Annotated in this window: 16 protein-coding genes and 1 tRNA gene; 5 read left to right on the top strand and 12 right to left on the bottom strand. The window is 50.9% G+C overall.

Annotated elements, in window-relative coordinates:
• Window position 1 precedes the first annotated feature (1 nt).
• Window positions 2-2,800 carry a UPF0182 family protein gene (locus SYNCC9902_RS05785; RefSeq protein ID WP_011359942.1) on the top strand — a complete coding sequence of 933 codons (2,799 nt, stop codon included), beginning with the start codon at window positions 2-4 and terminating at the stop codon, window positions 2,798-2,800.
• Here the strand turns inward: SYNCC9902_RS05785 and SYNCC9902_RS05780 are convergent.
• Window positions 2,793-3,395: a peroxiredoxin gene (locus tag SYNCC9902_RS05780; protein ID WP_009789803.1), complete on the bottom strand. Its 603-nt coding sequence runs from the start codon at window positions 3,393-3,395 to the stop codon at window positions 2,793-2,795. The two genes, SYNCC9902_RS05785 and SYNCC9902_RS05780, sit on opposite strands and share 8 nt — an antisense overlap.
• 121 nt (window positions 3,396-3,516) lie before the next feature.
• Here SYNCC9902_RS05780 and SYNCC9902_RS12080 point away from each other — a divergent pair, with 121 nt between their 5' ends.
• Window positions 3,517-3,810 carry a hypothetical protein gene (locus tag SYNCC9902_RS12080; RefSeq protein ID WP_011359940.1) on the top strand — a complete coding sequence of 98 codons (294 nt, stop codon included), beginning with the start codon at window positions 3,517-3,519 and terminating at the stop codon, window positions 3,808-3,810.
• Window positions 3,811-3,857: 47 nt separating this feature from the next.
• Window positions 3,858-3,931 (top strand) — tRNA-Met (locus SYNCC9902_RS05775).
• A gap of 91 nt (window positions 3,932-4,022) precedes the next feature.
• Here the strand turns inward: SYNCC9902_RS05775 and SYNCC9902_RS05770 are convergent.
• From SYNCC9902_RS05770 to SYNCC9902_RS05745, 6 genes are all read right to left on the bottom strand, one after another.
• On the bottom strand, window positions 4,023-5,099 hold the full coding sequence (locus SYNCC9902_RS05770; RefSeq protein WP_011359939.1) for a peptidoglycan DD-metalloendopeptidase family protein: 1,077 nt from the start codon (window positions 5,097-5,099) through the stop codon (window positions 4,023-4,025).
• 73 nt (window positions 5,100-5,172) lie between these two features.
• Window positions 5,173-5,673: a tRNA (cytidine(34)-2'-O)-methyltransferase gene (locus SYNCC9902_RS05765; RefSeq protein WP_011359938.1), complete on the bottom strand. Its 501-nt coding sequence runs from the start codon at window positions 5,671-5,673 to the stop codon at window positions 5,173-5,175.
• Window positions 5,670-6,230 carry a bifunctional adenosylcobinamide kinase/adenosylcobinamide-phosphate guanylyltransferase gene (locus SYNCC9902_RS05760; protein ID WP_011359937.1) on the bottom strand — a complete coding sequence of 187 codons (561 nt, stop codon included), beginning with the start codon at window positions 6,228-6,230 and terminating at the stop codon, window positions 5,670-5,672. Before SYNCC9902_RS05760 ends, SYNCC9902_RS05765 begins: the two co-directional genes overlap by 4 nt.
• Window positions 6,217-7,368: a proton extrusion protein PcxA gene (gene pxcA, locus SYNCC9902_RS05755; protein ID WP_011359936.1), complete on the bottom strand. Its 1,152-nt coding sequence runs from the start codon at window positions 7,366-7,368 to the stop codon at window positions 6,217-6,219. Before pxcA ends, SYNCC9902_RS05760 begins: the two co-directional genes overlap by 14 nt.
• 12 nt (window positions 7,369-7,380) lie before the next feature.
• Window positions 7,381-8,052: a photosystem II repair protein Psb32 gene (gene psb32, locus SYNCC9902_RS05750; RefSeq protein WP_041424999.1), complete on the bottom strand. Its 672-nt coding sequence runs from the start codon at window positions 8,050-8,052 to the stop codon at window positions 7,381-7,383.
• Window positions 8,053-8,083: 31 nt separating this feature from the next.
• Window positions 8,084-8,491 (bottom strand): tellurite resistance TerB family protein, encoded by a 408-nt coding sequence (locus SYNCC9902_RS05745; protein ID WP_011359934.1) that lies wholly within the window; start codon window positions 8,489-8,491, stop codon window positions 8,084-8,086.
• Window positions 8,492-8,523: 32 nt separating this feature from the next.
• Here SYNCC9902_RS05745 and SYNCC9902_RS05740 point away from each other — a divergent pair, with 32 nt between their 5' ends.
• A complete protein-coding gene (locus tag SYNCC9902_RS05740) occupies window positions 8,524-9,183 on the top strand; it encodes a cofactor assembly of complex C subunit B (protein WP_011359933.1) in 660 nt (219 codons plus the stop codon).
• Here SYNCC9902_RS05740 and lptC read toward each other — a convergent pair.
• Both lptC and metG read right to left on the bottom strand, forming a co-directional pair.
• Window positions 9,149-10,342, bottom strand: a complete 1,194-nt coding sequence (gene lptC, locus SYNCC9902_RS05735) for an LPS export ABC transporter periplasmic protein LptC (RefSeq protein ID WP_011359932.1) — start codon at window positions 10,340-10,342, stop codon at window positions 9,149-9,151. The genes SYNCC9902_RS05740 and lptC overlap by 35 nt on opposite strands.
• A complete protein-coding gene (gene metG / locus SYNCC9902_RS05730) occupies window positions 10,329-11,873 on the bottom strand; it encodes a methionine--tRNA ligase (RefSeq protein WP_011359931.1) in 1,545 nt (514 codons plus the stop codon). Before metG ends, lptC begins: the two co-directional genes overlap by 14 nt.
• A gap of 124 nt (window positions 11,874-11,997) precedes the next feature.
• Between metG and SYNCC9902_RS05725 the strand changes: the two genes are divergently transcribed.
• Entirely contained in the window at window positions 11,998-13,785 is a 1,788-nt protein-coding gene (locus SYNCC9902_RS05725) for an FAD-dependent oxidoreductase (RefSeq protein WP_011359930.1), read from the top strand.
• Here SYNCC9902_RS05725 and SYNCC9902_RS05720 read toward each other — a convergent pair.
• From SYNCC9902_RS05720 to rpmG, 3 genes are read right to left on the bottom strand one after another with little or no spacing between them, the layout of a single operon-like run.
• On the bottom strand, window positions 13,782-15,803 hold the full coding sequence (locus SYNCC9902_RS05720; RefSeq protein WP_232179284.1) for a ribonuclease catalytic domain-containing protein: 2,022 nt from the start codon (window positions 15,801-15,803) through the stop codon (window positions 13,782-13,784). The two genes, SYNCC9902_RS05725 and SYNCC9902_RS05720, sit on opposite strands and share 4 nt — an antisense overlap.
• Window positions 15,804-15,827: 24 nt before the next feature.
• Entirely contained in the window at window positions 15,828-16,049 is a 222-nt protein-coding gene (gene rpsR / locus SYNCC9902_RS05715; protein ID WP_006041316.1) for a 30S ribosomal protein S18, read from the bottom strand.
• 38 nt (window positions 16,050-16,087) lie between these two features.
• On the bottom strand, window positions 16,088-16,288 hold the full coding sequence (gene rpmG, locus SYNCC9902_RS05710; protein ID WP_009789789.1) for a 50S ribosomal protein L33: 201 nt from the start codon (window positions 16,286-16,288) through the stop codon (window positions 16,088-16,090).
• Window positions 16,289-16,295 lie beyond the last annotated feature (7 nt).

Below are 16,295 nucleotides of genomic sequence, written 5' to 3'. Positions count from 1 at the left end.
CATGAAACGCTTCCTCTGGATTCTGTTGCCACCGGTTTTAGTTGTGGTGGCACGAATGCATGTGGAGTGGGTTTGGTTTGCCCAATTCAACTGGCAGTCGGTTCTGTTTCAACGCTGGATGCTTCAACTGCTGTTTGCAGGGGCTGGCTCCATACCAGTTTTTCTTGCGGTGCTTTGGCTTCGAGCCTTTGATCGGATCGACGATCCACCGCGTCAGCAGAAGCGCCCCATTGATGGGATGCGATTCAGCCTCGTGTTGATGGTGAGTGGTTTGGCATTTCTTGCTTGCAGCGTTGTGCTGAGTGATCTAGCGATCCTGGCTTGGAAACAACCCTTCAGCCTGAGTCACTGGCAATCCACAGGACACTCGATGGCTTCGGAGTGGAAGGCTCTGCTCCCAATTCAATTGGCCATAGCGGGAGTGTCGTTGTGTCGACCTCAATTGAGGCGCTGGGTTGCTGTTGCCATGGGGTTTGCACTGGTGTTGGTGGTGTCTCGGGCCTGGGGAGTGTGGAGCCTGGCTTGGTTGATCCCTGATGAAGGACTCCGCGAGCCATTGCTTGGTACGGATCTCAGTTTTGGTCTCGGCCGATTTTCTGCAATCCAGTTAGGCCTAGAGCTGCTTGTTCTTTCTGGAACGTTCACCACAGCCCATGCTGTTTGGGGACGAGTAACGGTCTCTCCGCACCTGTCGGATTGGTCGATGCCGGCTCTTGGCAACCGCTCCTACCGATGGCTGTCGATTGGGGTCGGCACAAATTTGCTTGGTGTGGCAGGTCTGGTTTGGTTATCGCGACATCAGTTGCTTTGGCATCAGCACGGCTTGGTTGCAGGGGCCGGCTGGCTTCAACAACACCTCACCCTTCCATTCCGAAGCCTGCTCGCCTTTGTTCTGTTGGTGTTAGGCGTGAGCTGCATCGTCAGAGGGATAGGACACCTACAACGTCTGCTCCTCCTGTGTGTGGCCGCAATTGTGATCATTGAAAGCACCCTGACGCCACTGACGCGCTGGCTGGTGGTGCGACCACAAGAATTGGCTCTTCAAGCGCCGTACCTTGAAACCGCGATTCGTTCAACACGGCATGGTTTTCAGTTGGATCGCATCCAACGGCGGAGAACTGAACCCAATGTTGATCTCACTGAAGAAGATTTGGAGTCTGGAGCAAGCACTCTGCGCAATGTTCGCCTATGGGATAGCGGCCCTCTATTGGAAACGAACCGCCAGCTTCAACAGCTAAGGGTTTATTACCGCTTTTCCAATGCTGCTGTTGATCGTTATCCATTAATTCCAGATAGTGATACATCGCAGCAGGTGATTATCTCAGCGCGGGAACTCGATCAATCAGCACTACCTCGACGTTCAAAAACTTGGCAAAATAGACACTTTGTTTTCACCCACGGGAATGGATTTACTGTCAGTCCTGTGAATACACGAGGTACTGATGGACTTCCGTCCTATGTGATCAGTGATTTGGGTTCGAATACACGGATCGAAGGCAATCGTGACCTTGGCATCAAGCGTAAAGATGTAGAAGCTGCCATACCTGCACAAAATGCAGCGCTTTACTTCGGCATGCTGCCTTCACCCTATGCAGTTGTGCCAACTGAAGTCGATGAATTCGATTATCCAGATGGAGATCTCAATGTTTATTCTCACTACGCGGGATCTGCTGGCGTGCCAATTGGTTCGTTGATACAAAGGTTGTGCGCTTCGATTTATTTGGCGGAACCCAGACTTCTCACAACCAAAGCAATTCAGAAGGATTCAAGGGTTCTTTTACGCCGTGAAGTGAGGCAACGCATTCGAGCCATCGCTCCATTCCTAGATCTACGAGGAGATCCCTATTTGGTTTCTGTGCCTGGCGACAATCTTGAATTAGGAACCAGCGGAAACAGAATCCAGCACCAATTCTGGATTGCCGAGGGTTATACACATAGTGCTACTTATGCGTACAGTGCTGCAGTTAGTAAAACAGACTCTGATCGATATTTACGAAACTCAGTCAAGGTGGTAGTAGATGCATACAACGGCAGTATGCGTCTATTTGTGAGTGAACCTGATGATCCGATCATTAAGTCGTGGCAAAAATTGTTTCCACAGCTTTTCGAATCAATTGAAAGCATGCCAAATATTCTCAAAGCACATCTATTAGTCCCGGAAGATTTCTTCAAAGTACAGGTGAGTCAACTCCAGAGATATCATGTTGAAGATCCCCGGATTTTTTATAGCGGCGATGATGTGTGGCAAGTGCCCTTAGAGGTATATGGAGGAGAACAGATATCCGTTGAACCGTATCATATAACTGCACAAATAGAAGGAAATAATAGTTCAGAGTTTTTGTTGCTTCAACCTCTTACACCTCTGGCAAGGCCAAATTTAACTGCTTGGTTAGCAGCACGGAATGATGCTGAACATTATGGGGAATTGTTGTTGATCGATTTTCCAAAAGACAGACCAATTCTTGGACCTGAACAAATCCAAGCTCTCATCAATCAAGATCCTGAAGTGAGCAAGGTGTTTAGTCTTTGGGATGGTGGTGGTTCAGAACTTGTCCAAGGTAATTTGTTGGTTTTACCAGTAGGGACAAGCCTTCTTTACGTAGAGCCTGTTTATCTAAAGGCCACAAAGGGTGGTCTTCCATCGTTGGTTCGTATCGTCGTAAGCGATGGCCGAGGTATCGCCATGGATGTAAATCTGTCGGCGGCGATTGACCGACTCATAAAAAAAACCCCTTACGGCATAACCGAAGGGGTTTCAACTGATCGACTCGACGAATCGAGAAAACGATCAATTAGCTAATTGCGGAAAAATATTCTTTGCTACCTTCTGGGTCTGGCTTCATTGTTTTTTCACCAGGAGTCCAGTTTGCGGGGCACACTTCGTCAGGATTAGCCTGGACGTACTGGAAGGCCTGCAACACACGAAGGGTCTCATCAACATTGCGACCAACGGGCAGGTTGTTGATCGTGGAATGCATGATTACACCATCAGGATCGATGATGAACAAGCCACGCAAGGCAACACCCTCTGCGTCATCAAGAACGTTGTAAGCGGTCGCAATTTCTTTCTTCAGGTCAGACACCAAGGGATAGTTGATGTCGCCAAGGCCGCCCTGGTTGCGAGCTGTTTGAATCCACGACAGATGACTGAATTGGCTGTCTACGGAGACGCCAAGAACTTCAGTGTTCTTGCTGGAGAAATCTGAATAGCGATCGCTAAACGCGGTGATCTCCGTAGGGCAAACAAAAGTGAAGTCCAACGGATAGAAGAACAACACCACGTACTTCCCTTTGTACTGAGATAAGGAAATCTCCTTGAATTCCTGATCCACCACAGCAGTAGCAGTGAAATCAGGGGCCTTTTGGCCCACGCGCAGGCAACCGTTATCGGTCATGATCGTCATACAGTGAGGATTAACCGGAAGCCGAGAGGGACTAACCCGTAGTCGAAACGACTTCCAGTCTTACGTATCAAATTATCACGTCTTCGTACTTGTCACGCCCACCACTCAGCCAATGACTGAACAGACATCCCGTTGGGACCCCTCCCTTCTCCGCAAATTCAGTGCAACGGGGCATTTCAGGCTTCTCAATCAGTTGAGGGGAGATTTGAAGAAAAAGCCCCTCGAGCGAGACCAGCGAACAGGAGGCCTACGTCGTCCTGGTACTGGTTCAAGAAGCAACACAACTCGACGTGGTGCAGTGCAACGCAAGATATCAACCCAAATCGTGAGTGAAACGGTGGATGTGGTCCAATCCGAAAGTCCTCAATCATTCCGAGACCGGCTGAATGCGATACAAATGCGCTGATTGTTGAACCCTGAGATGTATGATGCACACTGGCCTAAAGGCCATTTGTCAGAGTAGCTCAGCTGGTTAGAGCACAGGATTCATAACCCTGAGGTCGGGAGTTCAAGTCTCCCCTCTGACATTTAAACGAAAAGCAAAATCGCTTGATCTTTAATGATCGATTTTGCTTTTTAGTGATTAGTTAACGACAAGAACGATCGGTTACCGCCGTTTCATGCCTTACGTGCGGGAAGTTTGCTCAAAGGATTGAGTGCTGCACCACCTGCGCGGCGTATTTCGAAGTGGAGATGGGGACCTGTACTTCGTCCTGTACTCCCCATCAAAGATATCCGGGAACCCTGGGGAATGATCTGACCTTTTCTGACCAAGATGCGGCTGTTGTGGGCATAGCGGGTTGAGTCACCATCCGCATGGGCAATCTCAACCAAATAGCCATAGGCACCACTCCACCCTGCAAAAGCCACTACGCCATCACGGGAAGCGAAAATCGGCGTTCCAGTGTTGTTGGCAATATCAATACCCTTGTGCATGCGCCCCCAACGCCAGCCAAAGCCGGAGGTGAAAACCCCCTTTGTTGGCCATAGATAATCTCGACCAAATTTCAGGCGTTCTGCTGGGGTGCGTCCAGGGTTGAAGGAAGGTCGCATGGGCCAAGCAGCACCACCACTCAATGTTGGACGAATAGCAAGCATCGATTGACCCGGTGAAGCTTGGGCTACTCGCAATTCGCGGCCAACTGTTAATTCGTTGAGCTGTAAACCGGGGTTAAAGGTTTTTAGTTCAGCGCGAGAAACGCCATTGCGGGCCAAAAACGAAGCCAGGGAATCTCCTTTTTGAACAGCAGCAACTTCAGATACGGGCGGGGGAGATGAAAGTGGAGCCGAATCGCGACGCGACCTCTTATCAAGACCAATGATCAATTCAGCTCGATCACCTAGAGACGCAGGAACGACAGCCCAACTTTTAGTTGAAAAACGATGGGTGGTAGAGCGACCATTCAGCTCAGCTAGTTGATCTGGGGGTAGATCAAGAGCCTTTGCAAGCTGAGTGAGCGAAATCGATCGGGTGAGCTGGAACCAGAGGGAGGGGGCTGATGATGCTGACTCGTCTGAAGACGAAGAAAACTCCGTTGCAGATAGAGGTGTCTGACGTTGTGAAACTTCTACAGGGAGGGGAGGGAGCTCCGCCAAGTTGAAAACATTGTTATCTGCATGCCCAGGTAAGCCACTCCAAACCGAGAGGGCCAAGAAAGGAGTAGTTGCACTTGCCAATAGGAGCAGTGCCCGCATACAACCTAAGAAGATCGGCTGAACTTAACGAGCCGATGCAGTCGGTGCAAGGGGGGTTAGCGCAGTCCTCTGATCACCACAATTGCAACTGATGGCCTGCCACATAGGTCACAAGGGCACAGGCAACCGACAAATTGAGGCTTCTTACGCCCCCTTGACCGCTGGAATCCGCTGCCCCTGGCATTGGAATCGTGACAATGGTGTGGCACTGATCGCGCACATCATCAGGAAGGCCAGTGTCTTCACGACCAAATAGCAACACATCTCCGTGTTGAAATTCGAAGTCGCTCAGGCAACTGCCTCCACGACGGCTGCAACCAATAATCCGGCTTTGCGGGAGTAAAACCTGTTTCATGGCCTCGAAGCTGCCATGCGTCGACAACTGCACATGGGGCCAATAATCGAGACCAGCTCGACGGACGCTGCGGTCGTCAATTTGAAACCCCAGTGGTTCGATCAGCGATAGGGGTAGCTGAAATGCCGCACAAGTTCGCGCGATGTTCCCTGTATTGGGAGGGATTCGAGGTTCAAATAAGGCAACCCGCAATGGGGCTTCAGGGTTCACGATGCTCATGGAACGGGGTGACTGATGGAGCGAAGATCAACAGCTCGCCCCTGCAAGACAAGCCAACTCACATCCGCTATTTGATCCAACTGTTGTGCCAATTGACCCAGTCGATCTCGGAACAAGCCGCCAATTTGGGTCGAAGGAACGACACCCCATCCAGTTTCTTCGATCACCAAAACGCACTTAAAGGTGAGATGACGCAGGGTGACGATCAGATCTTCGCAATATTCGGTCCAAGCCGCACTGTCCAAATCCAGGCGTGCGGCAACGAATCCACCCAATGAGTCGACCAAGACAGATTGCGTTGCATCAATGCTTTTGAGCGACTGAGTCAGATCTGGGCCAGGTTCGAGCAAACGCCAGTGCGACGGCCGCCGTTCTCGGTGAATGCGCAACCGTTCCACCCAAGCTGGATCATCATCGCGTTTCGTACCCGTTGCGATGTAGATCACACAAGGATCTTCTGCCAGAAGAGATTCAGCCCATCGACTTTTGCCGCCACGGGATGGACCACTGACAAGGATTAACTCCGATTTGTGCACTTGGGTATCAACCAGAACCATTCATTCCTTTGAGTGTGGCCACAGAGGATGGCGAAACTCGGTTGAGATAACGGAAAATCCAATACTTAAATATTGTTGCCAATATAACTGGGAAAGTGGCGATAAATAACATCACAAAGTTTTCTTGAGAGGGTAAACCCAAATGTTTTGCGATCCCATTAAGCAGAACAGTCCATCCCTCAGGACTATGAAAGCCGACGAATATATCGGTGAATAAAATAATTGCAAATGCCTTAGCAGAATCACTTAACCCATACACAGCCTCATCAAAGAAACCACGCATCACGCGTAAATCATCTCGACTAGCAAAACAAACAACCGTGAATGCTATAAGAGCACTTAAATCAGAAAAAACATTTTTAACTGCTTGAACACTTAGACCATCAGCCTCATCCTTGAGTTCAATAGCCTTTTCGGCTAGTTTTTGACGCAGCTGATCTGCCTCCAGTGGTTGATCTGAATTGAGTAAAGCGTCAAATTCAAGTTCTTGCTTATAGACGCGCAATTTCTCAACAGCCTGTTCTTCAAGCTTTGGTTTTGGATAACTTAAAAATGGCAACTCTGGAGATAATCGATCAACAGCAGGGGAAATAATGTATGCACCGGCAACCTGTTGAATCAACAACGGCACCAAAATTAAAAGCAACAGAATGCGCAACGAGATCAGAGTGCTGTTGCGACGTCGGCGAAAACCTGCAACGACTGTTTCCTCAGACGCAGGATCAAGTTGACGGCGAACAGTATCGAAAAATCCGAGCAATGATCTCGGCAAAGCCTCTGGAGCACGACTGATTGCAGGAGATCCTCCACTTGGCAGTTGATATCCATAACGACTCACCACAGCCTCAATCAGCTGTAGCTGCCTCAGTTCTTGAAGATCAAATTGCCCTCGATTGCGCTCGACCGACTCCAGGGTGGTTCGGCAGATCAACAAGGCGGCCCGAAACCGCCTCAGGATGCTGGCCTGAACCGACTTTGGTACGCCTAGCTCAACGTCGGATCTGACCAGTCGATCGCCATAGAACTCGAGTTCCAAATTCTGGATCAACAGCGCAGATTCGTAACCACGCTCAAGGTCGTTGGTGAGATCGAATCCCTGCCCACGCGAAAAAAAGTTGACCCAGTTTCGGCGACTCATGACAGCGCTGACTTAGCGGGAAAAGACCCACCAGGTGGCCATCGGAATAATCGTGCCCAACACAAGTAAAACAATGATCCAAGTAGTTGCATCACTTTCTTCGGTTTCCGCCTTCGTTGGAATGTTGGTAGGAAGCGCCACCCGCTCAACCACCTCAGGAGGACCTGGGTCTTCTCCACCGGCAAGAACAGTTGACAAACGGGAAATACCGTCGATCGATGACTGTCGGTAGCGATCACCGTCACGAAGGGGAAGAGTCATCGTTGTTCGCGCCGTACTCGTGAGTAACGACTCGGGCAATTGACTTTGCAAAGCTGAGTCGGCGAGAAGTGCAGCGCGCTTGTTTTGTGTTTCGATCAGGATCAGGAGTAGGGGGATCTCGCTCTTCCCAGACCAAGATGCCATCAGTTCTTCACCGAAGCTCTTCAAGCTGTAACCGTAATCAAGGCGCCGCAAAGTAATTAAACGTGCATTGACGCGTTGATCTTCCAAGCCCTTCAGCTTCGAATCCAACTCATTCCGACTGGCGCGACTAAAAACATCAGCGTCGTCGAGAATGAGCTCCTCTGGAGGAGACGCACCCAGCTCGGAAGGCGAAATTGCTAGCCCTGCGGGTACGCAGACGAACAAGCAGAGGCTGATTGCCAGAAGCGCGGCAACAAAACGGCGGGGGAACAGCGGCATCACCTCAAGCGGAACTCCCTGCAGTCTGCCCCTAGCTGTCGAGCATGTCTCGATTTAAAGCCTCAATAGCCACAACAATCATTTTCGCTTCGTTTTCTGGAAGGTCCACCTTGGACACCAGTTGATTGAGAAAATCTTGCTCTTCGCTGGTCACCTTCTTATCGGCATGGACAAGATGTGCGGCGAGGGCCAGCGCGGATTGTTGTTGACGACGACTCAGTACGGGCAACGCTTCGTCGACAAGTCCCGTGACACCTTGCTCTCTCAGCACCTTTAACAGCTGGTCGAATAGCACACCCATCGCCGCCTCGCTGCTGCTGCTGTACAGGGATCGGTACTCCAACTGGAGGCGAAGAGCATGGGCTTCATCTCGGCCCAACACTCCATCACAAGCCACCGCCGCTAGGGCTACCGCAGCAAAGGCCTCTGCACCGTTCATGAGCTCAACACGAATGCCCACATTTGAGCAAAATGATCACGTTCCTGCAGCAGTCCGCATCGATGCCAACACCGGCTCGGGTTGTTTTGTTCAGTGGGCTGCTCGTCCTGGTGTTGGCAGTGACGAATGCATCCACAGCTGATCAGATCACACCAGATCTTCAACGGGCAGAGGTTTTGGCCGGTTTGGCGGCGGTGGGGCTGATGTTGGTTGCTGTGCTGTGGACGAGGGCCAATCCTCGATCAGCGGACCAGGTCGATCTCCAAGGGGAGCAGGGGCTCGTCATGGACGAACAGAATTCATCTGAACTTCGGGAGGAGTTGGGGTGGGGGAGTCACATGCTGCTGACCGCTACACCAGCGGCAACAGTGCTGGTGTACTGGAGAGGACACGTCATCCTTCGTCGCGGCTTGATTCGAGCTGCCGCATTTGAACCAGCAGACATTTGCAATCGAGTCATGGAACGGGAAACAACCATCTCGCTCGTGAACACGGAGCTATTCCCAGGACGAAGCGAATTCGACTCGGTTTTGCAAAATCTTCCAGCAGTTGTGATCTGTCCCCTAGGAAAAAATGGTGTTGTCGTTGTGGGTGGTTGGTCGAAACGTTGTTTCAGCCAATCCGATGAACGTTGGTTAGAGGGCTGGACCGAGAGACTTAAAACGTCACTTGAGAAGAATCGTCCTGATTAGAACCATTGGTTTTTCCTGTATTTAATTTAATCTGTGTTTTTACCCGATCTGTTGCGGGTGAAAATCGTATTGAACCATCTTGAGTAAGGGCGCCATCCATTTGTTCTGCGCGTCGTAATTGTCCTGTTTTTGATTCTATGAGGTTTACATTGCCAGCAGCAGTGAGAAGATCCTTGCCCCAGTCCCATGTACATCTTTTTGCACGCAAATTTTTATCTGGTTGTGCAACCTCACACGAACTGGAAATGGTTAAGAGGTTGCTTTGTATATCGATAATAAATCCGATACCACTTACATCTCCCTTGGGTAGCGATGCTGAAACCGGAGCTTTTGATGAAAGTTGATCTCGTTCAAAGTTCCATCGAGTTTCACCTGCATTCACAATGGCATCATCCTGTTCAAGCTTGAATTGAACTGGAGCTTTTAAATCAAGAAAATTTTTCTTTGTATTACCTTGAATCGAAGCAGCCGTTAGCTCACGACCATTGTCTTGGTTAGCAAGAATGGGACCAACGGCAGCAATGATCCCAGTATTCAAATTCCAACGACTATTCCCAGCTGTGATTACCGTTTGCGGGTCGAGAGTCGCACTGTAGTTCTTCTCCCATCGTGAAAGTTTGGTCTGACCGCGAAAGAGAAGTTGACCACTTTCTTGCTGAAAAATAAGTGAATTAGAAATGATTCTTGAATTTCGGTTTAGAGCTGCTGGCCTTTGGTTGATCACCATTGTTGAAAGAGCTGGCCTCCATATCAATCGGTCTCCCTGTATGAGAAGTGGCTCGACTCCTAAGCGTTTCAAGCGGACAGTGCCTTCTAAAACGACAAGCTCGCCATCGTTGAGCACGGTTGCATGCTCTGCACTGATCATGAATGAAGGCTTATCTTCAAAATAAAGAATCCCCTTTGGAATCCTTGCCCTAACTGTTCGTGCAGCTGTGTTGTAACGAGCCTCAGGACTTGTAAGCTCCCAGTCTCGAACACCATCTGGTCGGCGTTGTTTCAGATCTAACGATCGGAAAACAAATGGGGTTGAAGACTGATTCTGATTTTGAGATGCAGGCTTTGAAGCGCAGGACGATAATAAACAACTACTAGAAATGATTGTGGCAATCCATCTCAATTTTGAGTATTTTGTTCGCTTCATATCAAAGATCTTCATCCAATTCGAGACGTGCCATCACCGGCACAGGTTTCGGCAACTCAGATCCAGACGTCAACCCACCCCATTGAAGCTGATCCATCCAATGTTCAGGATCTAAAGAACAATCAAGTTGATCCAAGATGCGAGAACTTAAATCGGGAAGTAAAGGCGCCAGCAGTAATCCCACGATACGAGTCGACTCAAGTACGACATAGAGATCATTGGCTACGGAATGCTCTTCCCCTGGCTGCTTCATCCGACTCCAAGGAGCAGTGTCATTGAGGTGACCATTAGCAGCAATCGCTAATTGTAAAATGGCTTCAGATGCTGACTTAAAGCCAAGTTCTGGCATAGAACTCATAACGATTTCAACTGTGGCTTGCGCTTTAAGCGCTAAGGGATGATTTTTATGACTATCGATTGTGTGCGGTGGAACTGAATTATCGAACCATTTTCGTGCCATTGATGAAGTGCGATTCAAAAGATTCCCGATGGTGTTAGCCAAGTCATTGTTGACTAAGTCGGAAAAACGTTGTTGTTGAAAATCGCCATCATCACCAAACTGAATATCCCTTAGCAAATACCATCGCACAGCATCAGCACCACACTTTTCCAATAACAATTCCGGGTCTAGAACATTTCCCAACGACTTACCCATTTTTTGTCCTTCACGGGTTAAAAAACCATGACCAAAAACACGCTTGGGAACAGGAAGTCCAGCAGATATCAACATTGCTGGCCAGAAGACAGCATGAAATCTCAAAATATCTTTGCCGATAACGTGCACTGAAGCTGGCCACCCGCAATCGGCTAATCGCTCAAGATCAACGGAACCGCCATCATCTAATAGTGCAGTTAGGTAACCGAGCAGTGCATCAAACCACACATAAAAAGTATGTCCTGAATGTCCTGGAACGGGTAAACCCCAAGAGACATTGACCCGTGAAATTGAAAAATCTCGAAGTCCTCGTGCGACAAAATTACGAACTTCCTGGCGTCGACTTGCAGGTGCAATGAAGTCGTCATTTGCAATTAACTCTTCAATGTCTCGTTGATAACGAGATAAGCGGAAAAAGAGGTTCTCCTCATCTCGCCATTCAAGGGTCTTTTGATGAATTGGGCATTGGGGATCAACTGAATCATCAGGATCATCTTTGTATTCCTCACACCCAACGCAATACCACCCCGTTTGTCGGCCAGTCACGATGTCGCCAGAGGCTTTCACGCGCTCGTAAAACTGTTCGACAAGTTGAAGGTGTCGAGGATTTGTAGTACGAACAAAACGATCCTGACTGATGTTCCATCGTGACCACAGGTCTTGATAACGCTCGCTGATCTTGTCGCAATGAACAATTGGGCTGATGTTATTTAGTTCCGCCGTACGTTGAATCTTTTGACCGTGTTCATCAACACCGGTGATGAACACCACGTCGCCTTGGGTCAGTCGCTTAAAGCGTGCAAGGGCATCACAGGCCAGAGTTGTATACGCACTGCCGAGATGCGGCTTGTCGTTGACGTAGTACAGCGGAGTCGTAAGGGTGTAAGACATCGTCGGGAATAAAACTCCGCTGCACCGCAGCGACGCCAGAGTTTAACGACCATGTCTCTCGACAAGGCCCCCCCTTGGGTCTGTTTCTTTAAAGGTGATCCATACCCCCATTCACACAGCCCCCATGATTCGCAAAGACGTGCTGGTTTGGGGCGGTGGTACCGGAGGCGTTTCCGCTGCTCTGCAAGCGGCACGCAGCGGTGCATCCACCATTTTGCTAACGCCTGGGCCATGGCTCGGAGGAATGGTGAGTGCCGCAGGAGTGTGTGCACCGGATGGTCACGAGTTGAGTTGCTGGCAGACGGGCATGTGGGGTGCGTTCTTGCGGGAGCTCCATCGACGTGAACCTTCTGGACTCGATCAAAACTGGGTGAGTTGTTTTGGCTACCGCCCCCAACAGGCCGAGGACATCCTTCAGCGCTGGGTCCATAACGAGCCGTTGTTGCAGTGGTGTGGTGTGTGTGAACTGCGAAATCTTTCACTGCAAGACGGGCTGATCCGACGTCTCGACGTACAACAGGGGGGGACAACAGATCAACAAAGCCTCTCTGTTGAGGCAGATATTTTTATTGATGGCAGTGATCTCGGGGACCTACTTGCCCTAACGGACGTGCCCTACCGCTGGGGATGGGAAGCACAGGAACAGTGGGATGAACCCAGTGCTCCGACCCAACAACGACTGAACAACGAAGCGTTCTTCAAACACCAACCTGTTCAATCCCCCACTTGGGTTGTGATGGGACAGCTGAAAGAATCTGTCCCTCCTTCCAACCCCCTTCCGCCTCAACACCCTTTTGAATTGAGCACCGCTTCCTTTGGATTGGAGCGCACGATCACCTACGGCCGCTTACCCGGAGGCTTGGTCATGCTCAATTGGCCACTTCATGGCAACGATTGGCATCACGGACTGCACAGGGCAGTGAGCTCTGATCCTCTGAAGAGAACGGCACTGGCCAATGAGATGAAAGCGCATAGCGCGTCATTTTTATCTGCCCTTCAACAATGTTCGGACGGTTGGATGACTCCAGGGAAGGCTTTCCCGGGAGTCAACCCCTGTGTTGCCCTGATGCCCTATTGGCGAGAAAGTCGTCGACTCATCGGGACGACCACTGTCACAGAAAACGATTTGCTACCCCTATCGAACGACGCCCATCGCGCGTCGTTTCCGTTGGACGCCAGCGGTGAGTGCACAAGTATTGCCGTTGGCACCTACGCCAACGACCATCACTATCCAGGCGAAGACTGGCCCCTTGCTCCTAAAAGTTGCCGATGGGGGGGACGTTGGACTGGTACACCCTTTTGCATTCCTTACGGCGCATTAGTCAGCGAAGTGGTGCCCAACCTCTTGATGGCGGATAAAGGCTTCAGCGTGAGTCATATGGCGAATGGAGCGACGAGGTTGCAGCCCTTAATTCTCAATCTTGGCCAAGCCGCTGGTTTAGCAGCAGCGTTATCGGTCCATCGCTCCTGCCTGCCCATTGAAGTGCCAGTGAATGTGCTTCAAACCCATCTCATCCACGAACCGACGGCCCCGGCAGCAGTGTTGCCGCTTATGCAGTGGCCGGCATGGCATCCCCACTGGACAACAGCTCAGGAAAAGGGATTAGCAGCACCAGATCAGATTGACTCCCTTGGTTTCTTGGCTCCATCTCAATCTCTCCATCTCGATCGGCCAGGCCTGAATTCAGCTCCAACAGATCACCAAGAAGAGCTCCTCACGGGCAAAGTGAGCAGCACGGCGGAGGGTGGCTTCCAATTCAGCTCTGATGACGAGCATTGGCCCCTCATCACGCTGGAGCCTGCCATCAACCAATGGCTCCTTCAACAAGATCGCTCCACAGGGATGATTCGTGTTCGCGTTGTTCGAAATCCCTGGGGGCCCTGGCTTCGTTTGATTGGGGTGATTGATTAAGTCAGCTGAAGCTGCAATTCGCCCCGGTCTGGATCCGCCAGCTTCACCGTCAGCGTCATCCGATCGCCTGGATTCGGATTGGCTTGATCCACGCGACCAACAACATCCATGGCTAGATCAGCAAGATGGACAAGCGCTAAGCCGTCTTGGGGTCGTAGCCAACGAAGAAACTCGGCATCCCAACGTTGATCTCGATGTTGAGCAAACCACACCTGTTGCCAATGGCGCTGGTCTTCACGGCTGATTTGAATCGACTGACGGAGTGGATCGTCTAGATCGTCGATTAATTCACCCACCTCAGGCTCACTTAACGGGGTAGATCCCTCAAGCTGAGCAATGATTTGACGGTGGGAGGCCAGGTCGGCATAACGACGAATCGGAGAAGTTGCTTGCACATAGGCAGCAAGTCCAAGGCTGAAGTGAGCCATGGGTTGGGTTCCCTGCACCCCACGACTGAGACATCGCTTGATCGCAGCATCGCGGGCTGGCCCTTCGGGCAATTGGTCGAGTTCAGCCTGCGACGGAAGTTCAGCTGGGGGCTGACTACGGAATGGCAAAGGCAACGTATTTTGACAACCAAAATCGGCAACAACTGCTCCCATCAACAGCATCGCTTCACTCACCATCAAACGAGCAGGGCTGGGTTCGACCAACTGAAGGGATAACTCACCTTCTTGCCGCCGAAAGCGTCCTTCCATTCGATCAAACATCAGAGCCCCTTGTTGACGACGCCATCGACTTCGCAGCTGCATCAACCGGGATAAATCCGCCAGTGTTTCGTCACCAGGAGGAGCTAATTCGATGAGCTCGTCGCCATCCGCATAGGTGAGGCCATAGCGCGGCCGCACCCAACTTCTCGCAATACGACGATCAGCGATCGCTCCAGCACTGTCCAACCGCACAGCAACACTCACTGCCGCTGTGCGTTCCCCGGCACGAAGACTTAGGGGGCCTGCGGCAAGGCTGAGGGGAAGCATCGGAAGCACGCCATCGGCAAGGTACAAGCTGGTGGCCCGACGTCGGGCCTCTTGATCTAAGGGGCTACCAGGGGGGATCAGGCGTGCTGGATCAGCGATATGAACCCAAATCCAAACTTCACCGTTCTGATCGTCGAGGGAAATACCGTCATCAATCTCGCGGGTCCCGGCATCGTCGAGGGTGTAAGTCGCCAGATGACACAGATCAAGACGGTCGTCGTCTCCGGGTTGCGGATGCGCCGCAGACAAAATCAGTTGTTGGGCCTCGTCCTCAAGCTCAATCGCAAACTTTTTGGACCACACACTGCTTTGCAGAGCACGGGGCTGATGCGGATCCAGTAGCCCGCGCTGGATGCACCACTGCCGAAGGGAGCCCTGATCAAGAGTTCGTGAAAATTCTTTCGCCCAAAGGGCCACATCCGGATCGTCCTTCAAGTTGGATGCATCATCACGAGCACGATCGACCAAGCGATCCAATCGCTCAGTCCACTCAGAATCAAGCTTCTCTAACTGCTCTGCAGTGAGTGGAGTTGAGGGAGCAAGAACTGCGATCTGTCGCCGACTGTGTTCTTCGGCGAGGCGAAGTTGTTTTTGAAGCTTCCTTTGGCGTTGAATCTCGTCTAGGGGCACCACTGAAATGGATTGATCCCGTCGCCAGCGGAACCAGGGTTGATCGCCATGCAACCACGACCAGGTGGCTGCGATATCAGGAGTATCAACGTTGGCTCTCAGGAGATCCGTCAACTCGGTGAGAGTTTGGTTCTGCTGCATTGACTCAGCATCAGCAGCCAAAATCCACCAAGCCTCTGCTGCTGTTTTGCTGTCGGGCATCACCTCCGATACCTCTTCTGGCGTTGGAAGAGGTTGGTCCGAAACATGATCGACAGCGACAAGCTCTCGAAGGGGGAGGTCCTGATCCCGGCGTTGGCCCCCAAATGAAACAACCGCCTTGCTGCCCTTGAGAGACAGAAGACGGCCGATCAGGGGGACACCCTTTAAAACAACAGCAACGATGTCGTTGGATTTAACTGAGGCTTTCACCACGTTGCTGCGTTTCTAAACGGATCAACCCTCGGGATTAACGAAGGGCAGCAGGGCAACAATCCGTGCTCGTTTAACTGCATTTGTAAGATCGCGCTGCTGCTTTGCAGTCAAGCCAGTCAGACGACGGGGAAGGATTTTTCCCCTCTCTGTAATGAATTTCTTGAGCAGGTCCACATCTTTGTAATCGATGGGATCGCCTGGCTTAATCGGAGAAAGACGCTTCTTGAAAAAGGAGCTCGACATGAATTAAAAACGGTTGAAAGGTTGGAAGGTCTGCAGACTCACTTGATCTCTTTGTGGAGAGTCATTTTGTTGAGTTGTGGACAGAACTTCATGATCTCCAGCCGCTCGGTGGTGTTCCGTCGGTTCTTCTCGGTCGTGTAGCGGGAAACGCCTGGTGAACGTTTTTCGCTAGCGGAAGCGGACCGGCATTCTGTGCACTCGAGAGTGACCACAATCCGGACGCCCTTGTTTTTAGCCATAAAGGAC

Origin of the sequence: Synechococcus sp. CC9902 (assembly GCF_000012505.1) — a bacterium.
In the GTDB taxonomy this organism is placed as follows: Bacteria; Cyanobacteriota; Cyanobacteriia; order PCC-6307; family Cyanobiaceae; genus Parasynechococcus.
Note: the sequence above shows the minus strand (reverse complement) of the source record. Positions and strands in the feature narration are given on the sequence as shown.

Excerpts from the sequence above, each read along its gene's own strand:
- SYNCC9902_RS05785 (WP_011359942.1), top strand. The coding sequence starts at position 2 with ATGAAACGCTTCCTCTGGATTCTGTTGCCACCGGTTTTAGTTGTGGTG.
- SYNCC9902_RS05780 (WP_009789803.1), bottom strand. The coding sequence starts at position 3,395 with ATGACCGATAACGGTTGCCTGCGCGTGGGCCAAAAGGCCCCTGATTTC.
- SYNCC9902_RS12080 (WP_011359940.1), top strand. The coding sequence starts at position 3,517 with ATGACTGAACAGACATCCCGTTGGGACCCCTCCCTTCTCCGCAAATTC.
- SYNCC9902_RS05770 (WP_011359939.1), bottom strand. The coding sequence starts at position 5,099 with ATGCGGGCACTGCTCCTATTGGCAAGTGCAACTACTCCTTTCTTGGCC.
- SYNCC9902_RS05765 (WP_011359938.1), bottom strand. The coding sequence starts at position 5,673 with ATGAGCATCGTGAACCCTGAAGCCCCATTGCGGGTTGCCTTATTTGAA.
- SYNCC9902_RS05760 (WP_011359937.1), bottom strand. The coding sequence starts at position 6,230 with ATGGTTCTGGTTGATACCCAAGTGCACAAATCGGAGTTAATCCTTGTC.
- pxcA (WP_011359936.1), bottom strand. The coding sequence starts at position 7,368 with ATGAGTCGCCGAAACTGGGTCAACTTTTTTTCGCGTGGGCAGGGATTC.
- psb32 (WP_041424999.1), bottom strand. The coding sequence starts at position 8,052 with ATGCCGCTGTTCCCCCGCCGTTTTGTTGCCGCGCTTCTGGCAATCAGC.
- SYNCC9902_RS05745 (WP_011359934.1), bottom strand. The coding sequence starts at position 8,491 with ATGAACGGTGCAGAGGCCTTTGCTGCGGTAGCCCTAGCGGCGGTGGCT.
- SYNCC9902_RS05740 (WP_011359933.1), top strand. The coding sequence starts at position 8,524 with ATGATCACGTTCCTGCAGCAGTCCGCATCGATGCCAACACCGGCTCGG.
- lptC (WP_011359932.1), bottom strand. The coding sequence starts at position 10,342 with ATGAAGATCTTTGATATGAAGCGAACAAAATACTCAAAATTGAGATGG.
- metG (WP_011359931.1), bottom strand. The coding sequence starts at position 11,873 with ATGTCTTACACCCTTACGACTCCGCTGTACTACGTCAACGACAAGCCG.
- SYNCC9902_RS05725 (WP_011359930.1), top strand. The coding sequence starts at position 11,998 with ATGATTCGCAAAGACGTGCTGGTTTGGGGCGGTGGTACCGGAGGCGTT.
- rpsR (WP_006041316.1), bottom strand. The coding sequence starts at position 16,049 with ATGTCGAGCTCCTTTTTCAAGAAGCGTCTTTCTCCGATTAAGCCAGGC.
- rpmG (WP_009789789.1), bottom strand. The coding sequence starts at position 16,288 with ATGGCTAAAAACAAGGGCGTCCGGATTGTGGTCACTCTCGAGTGCACA.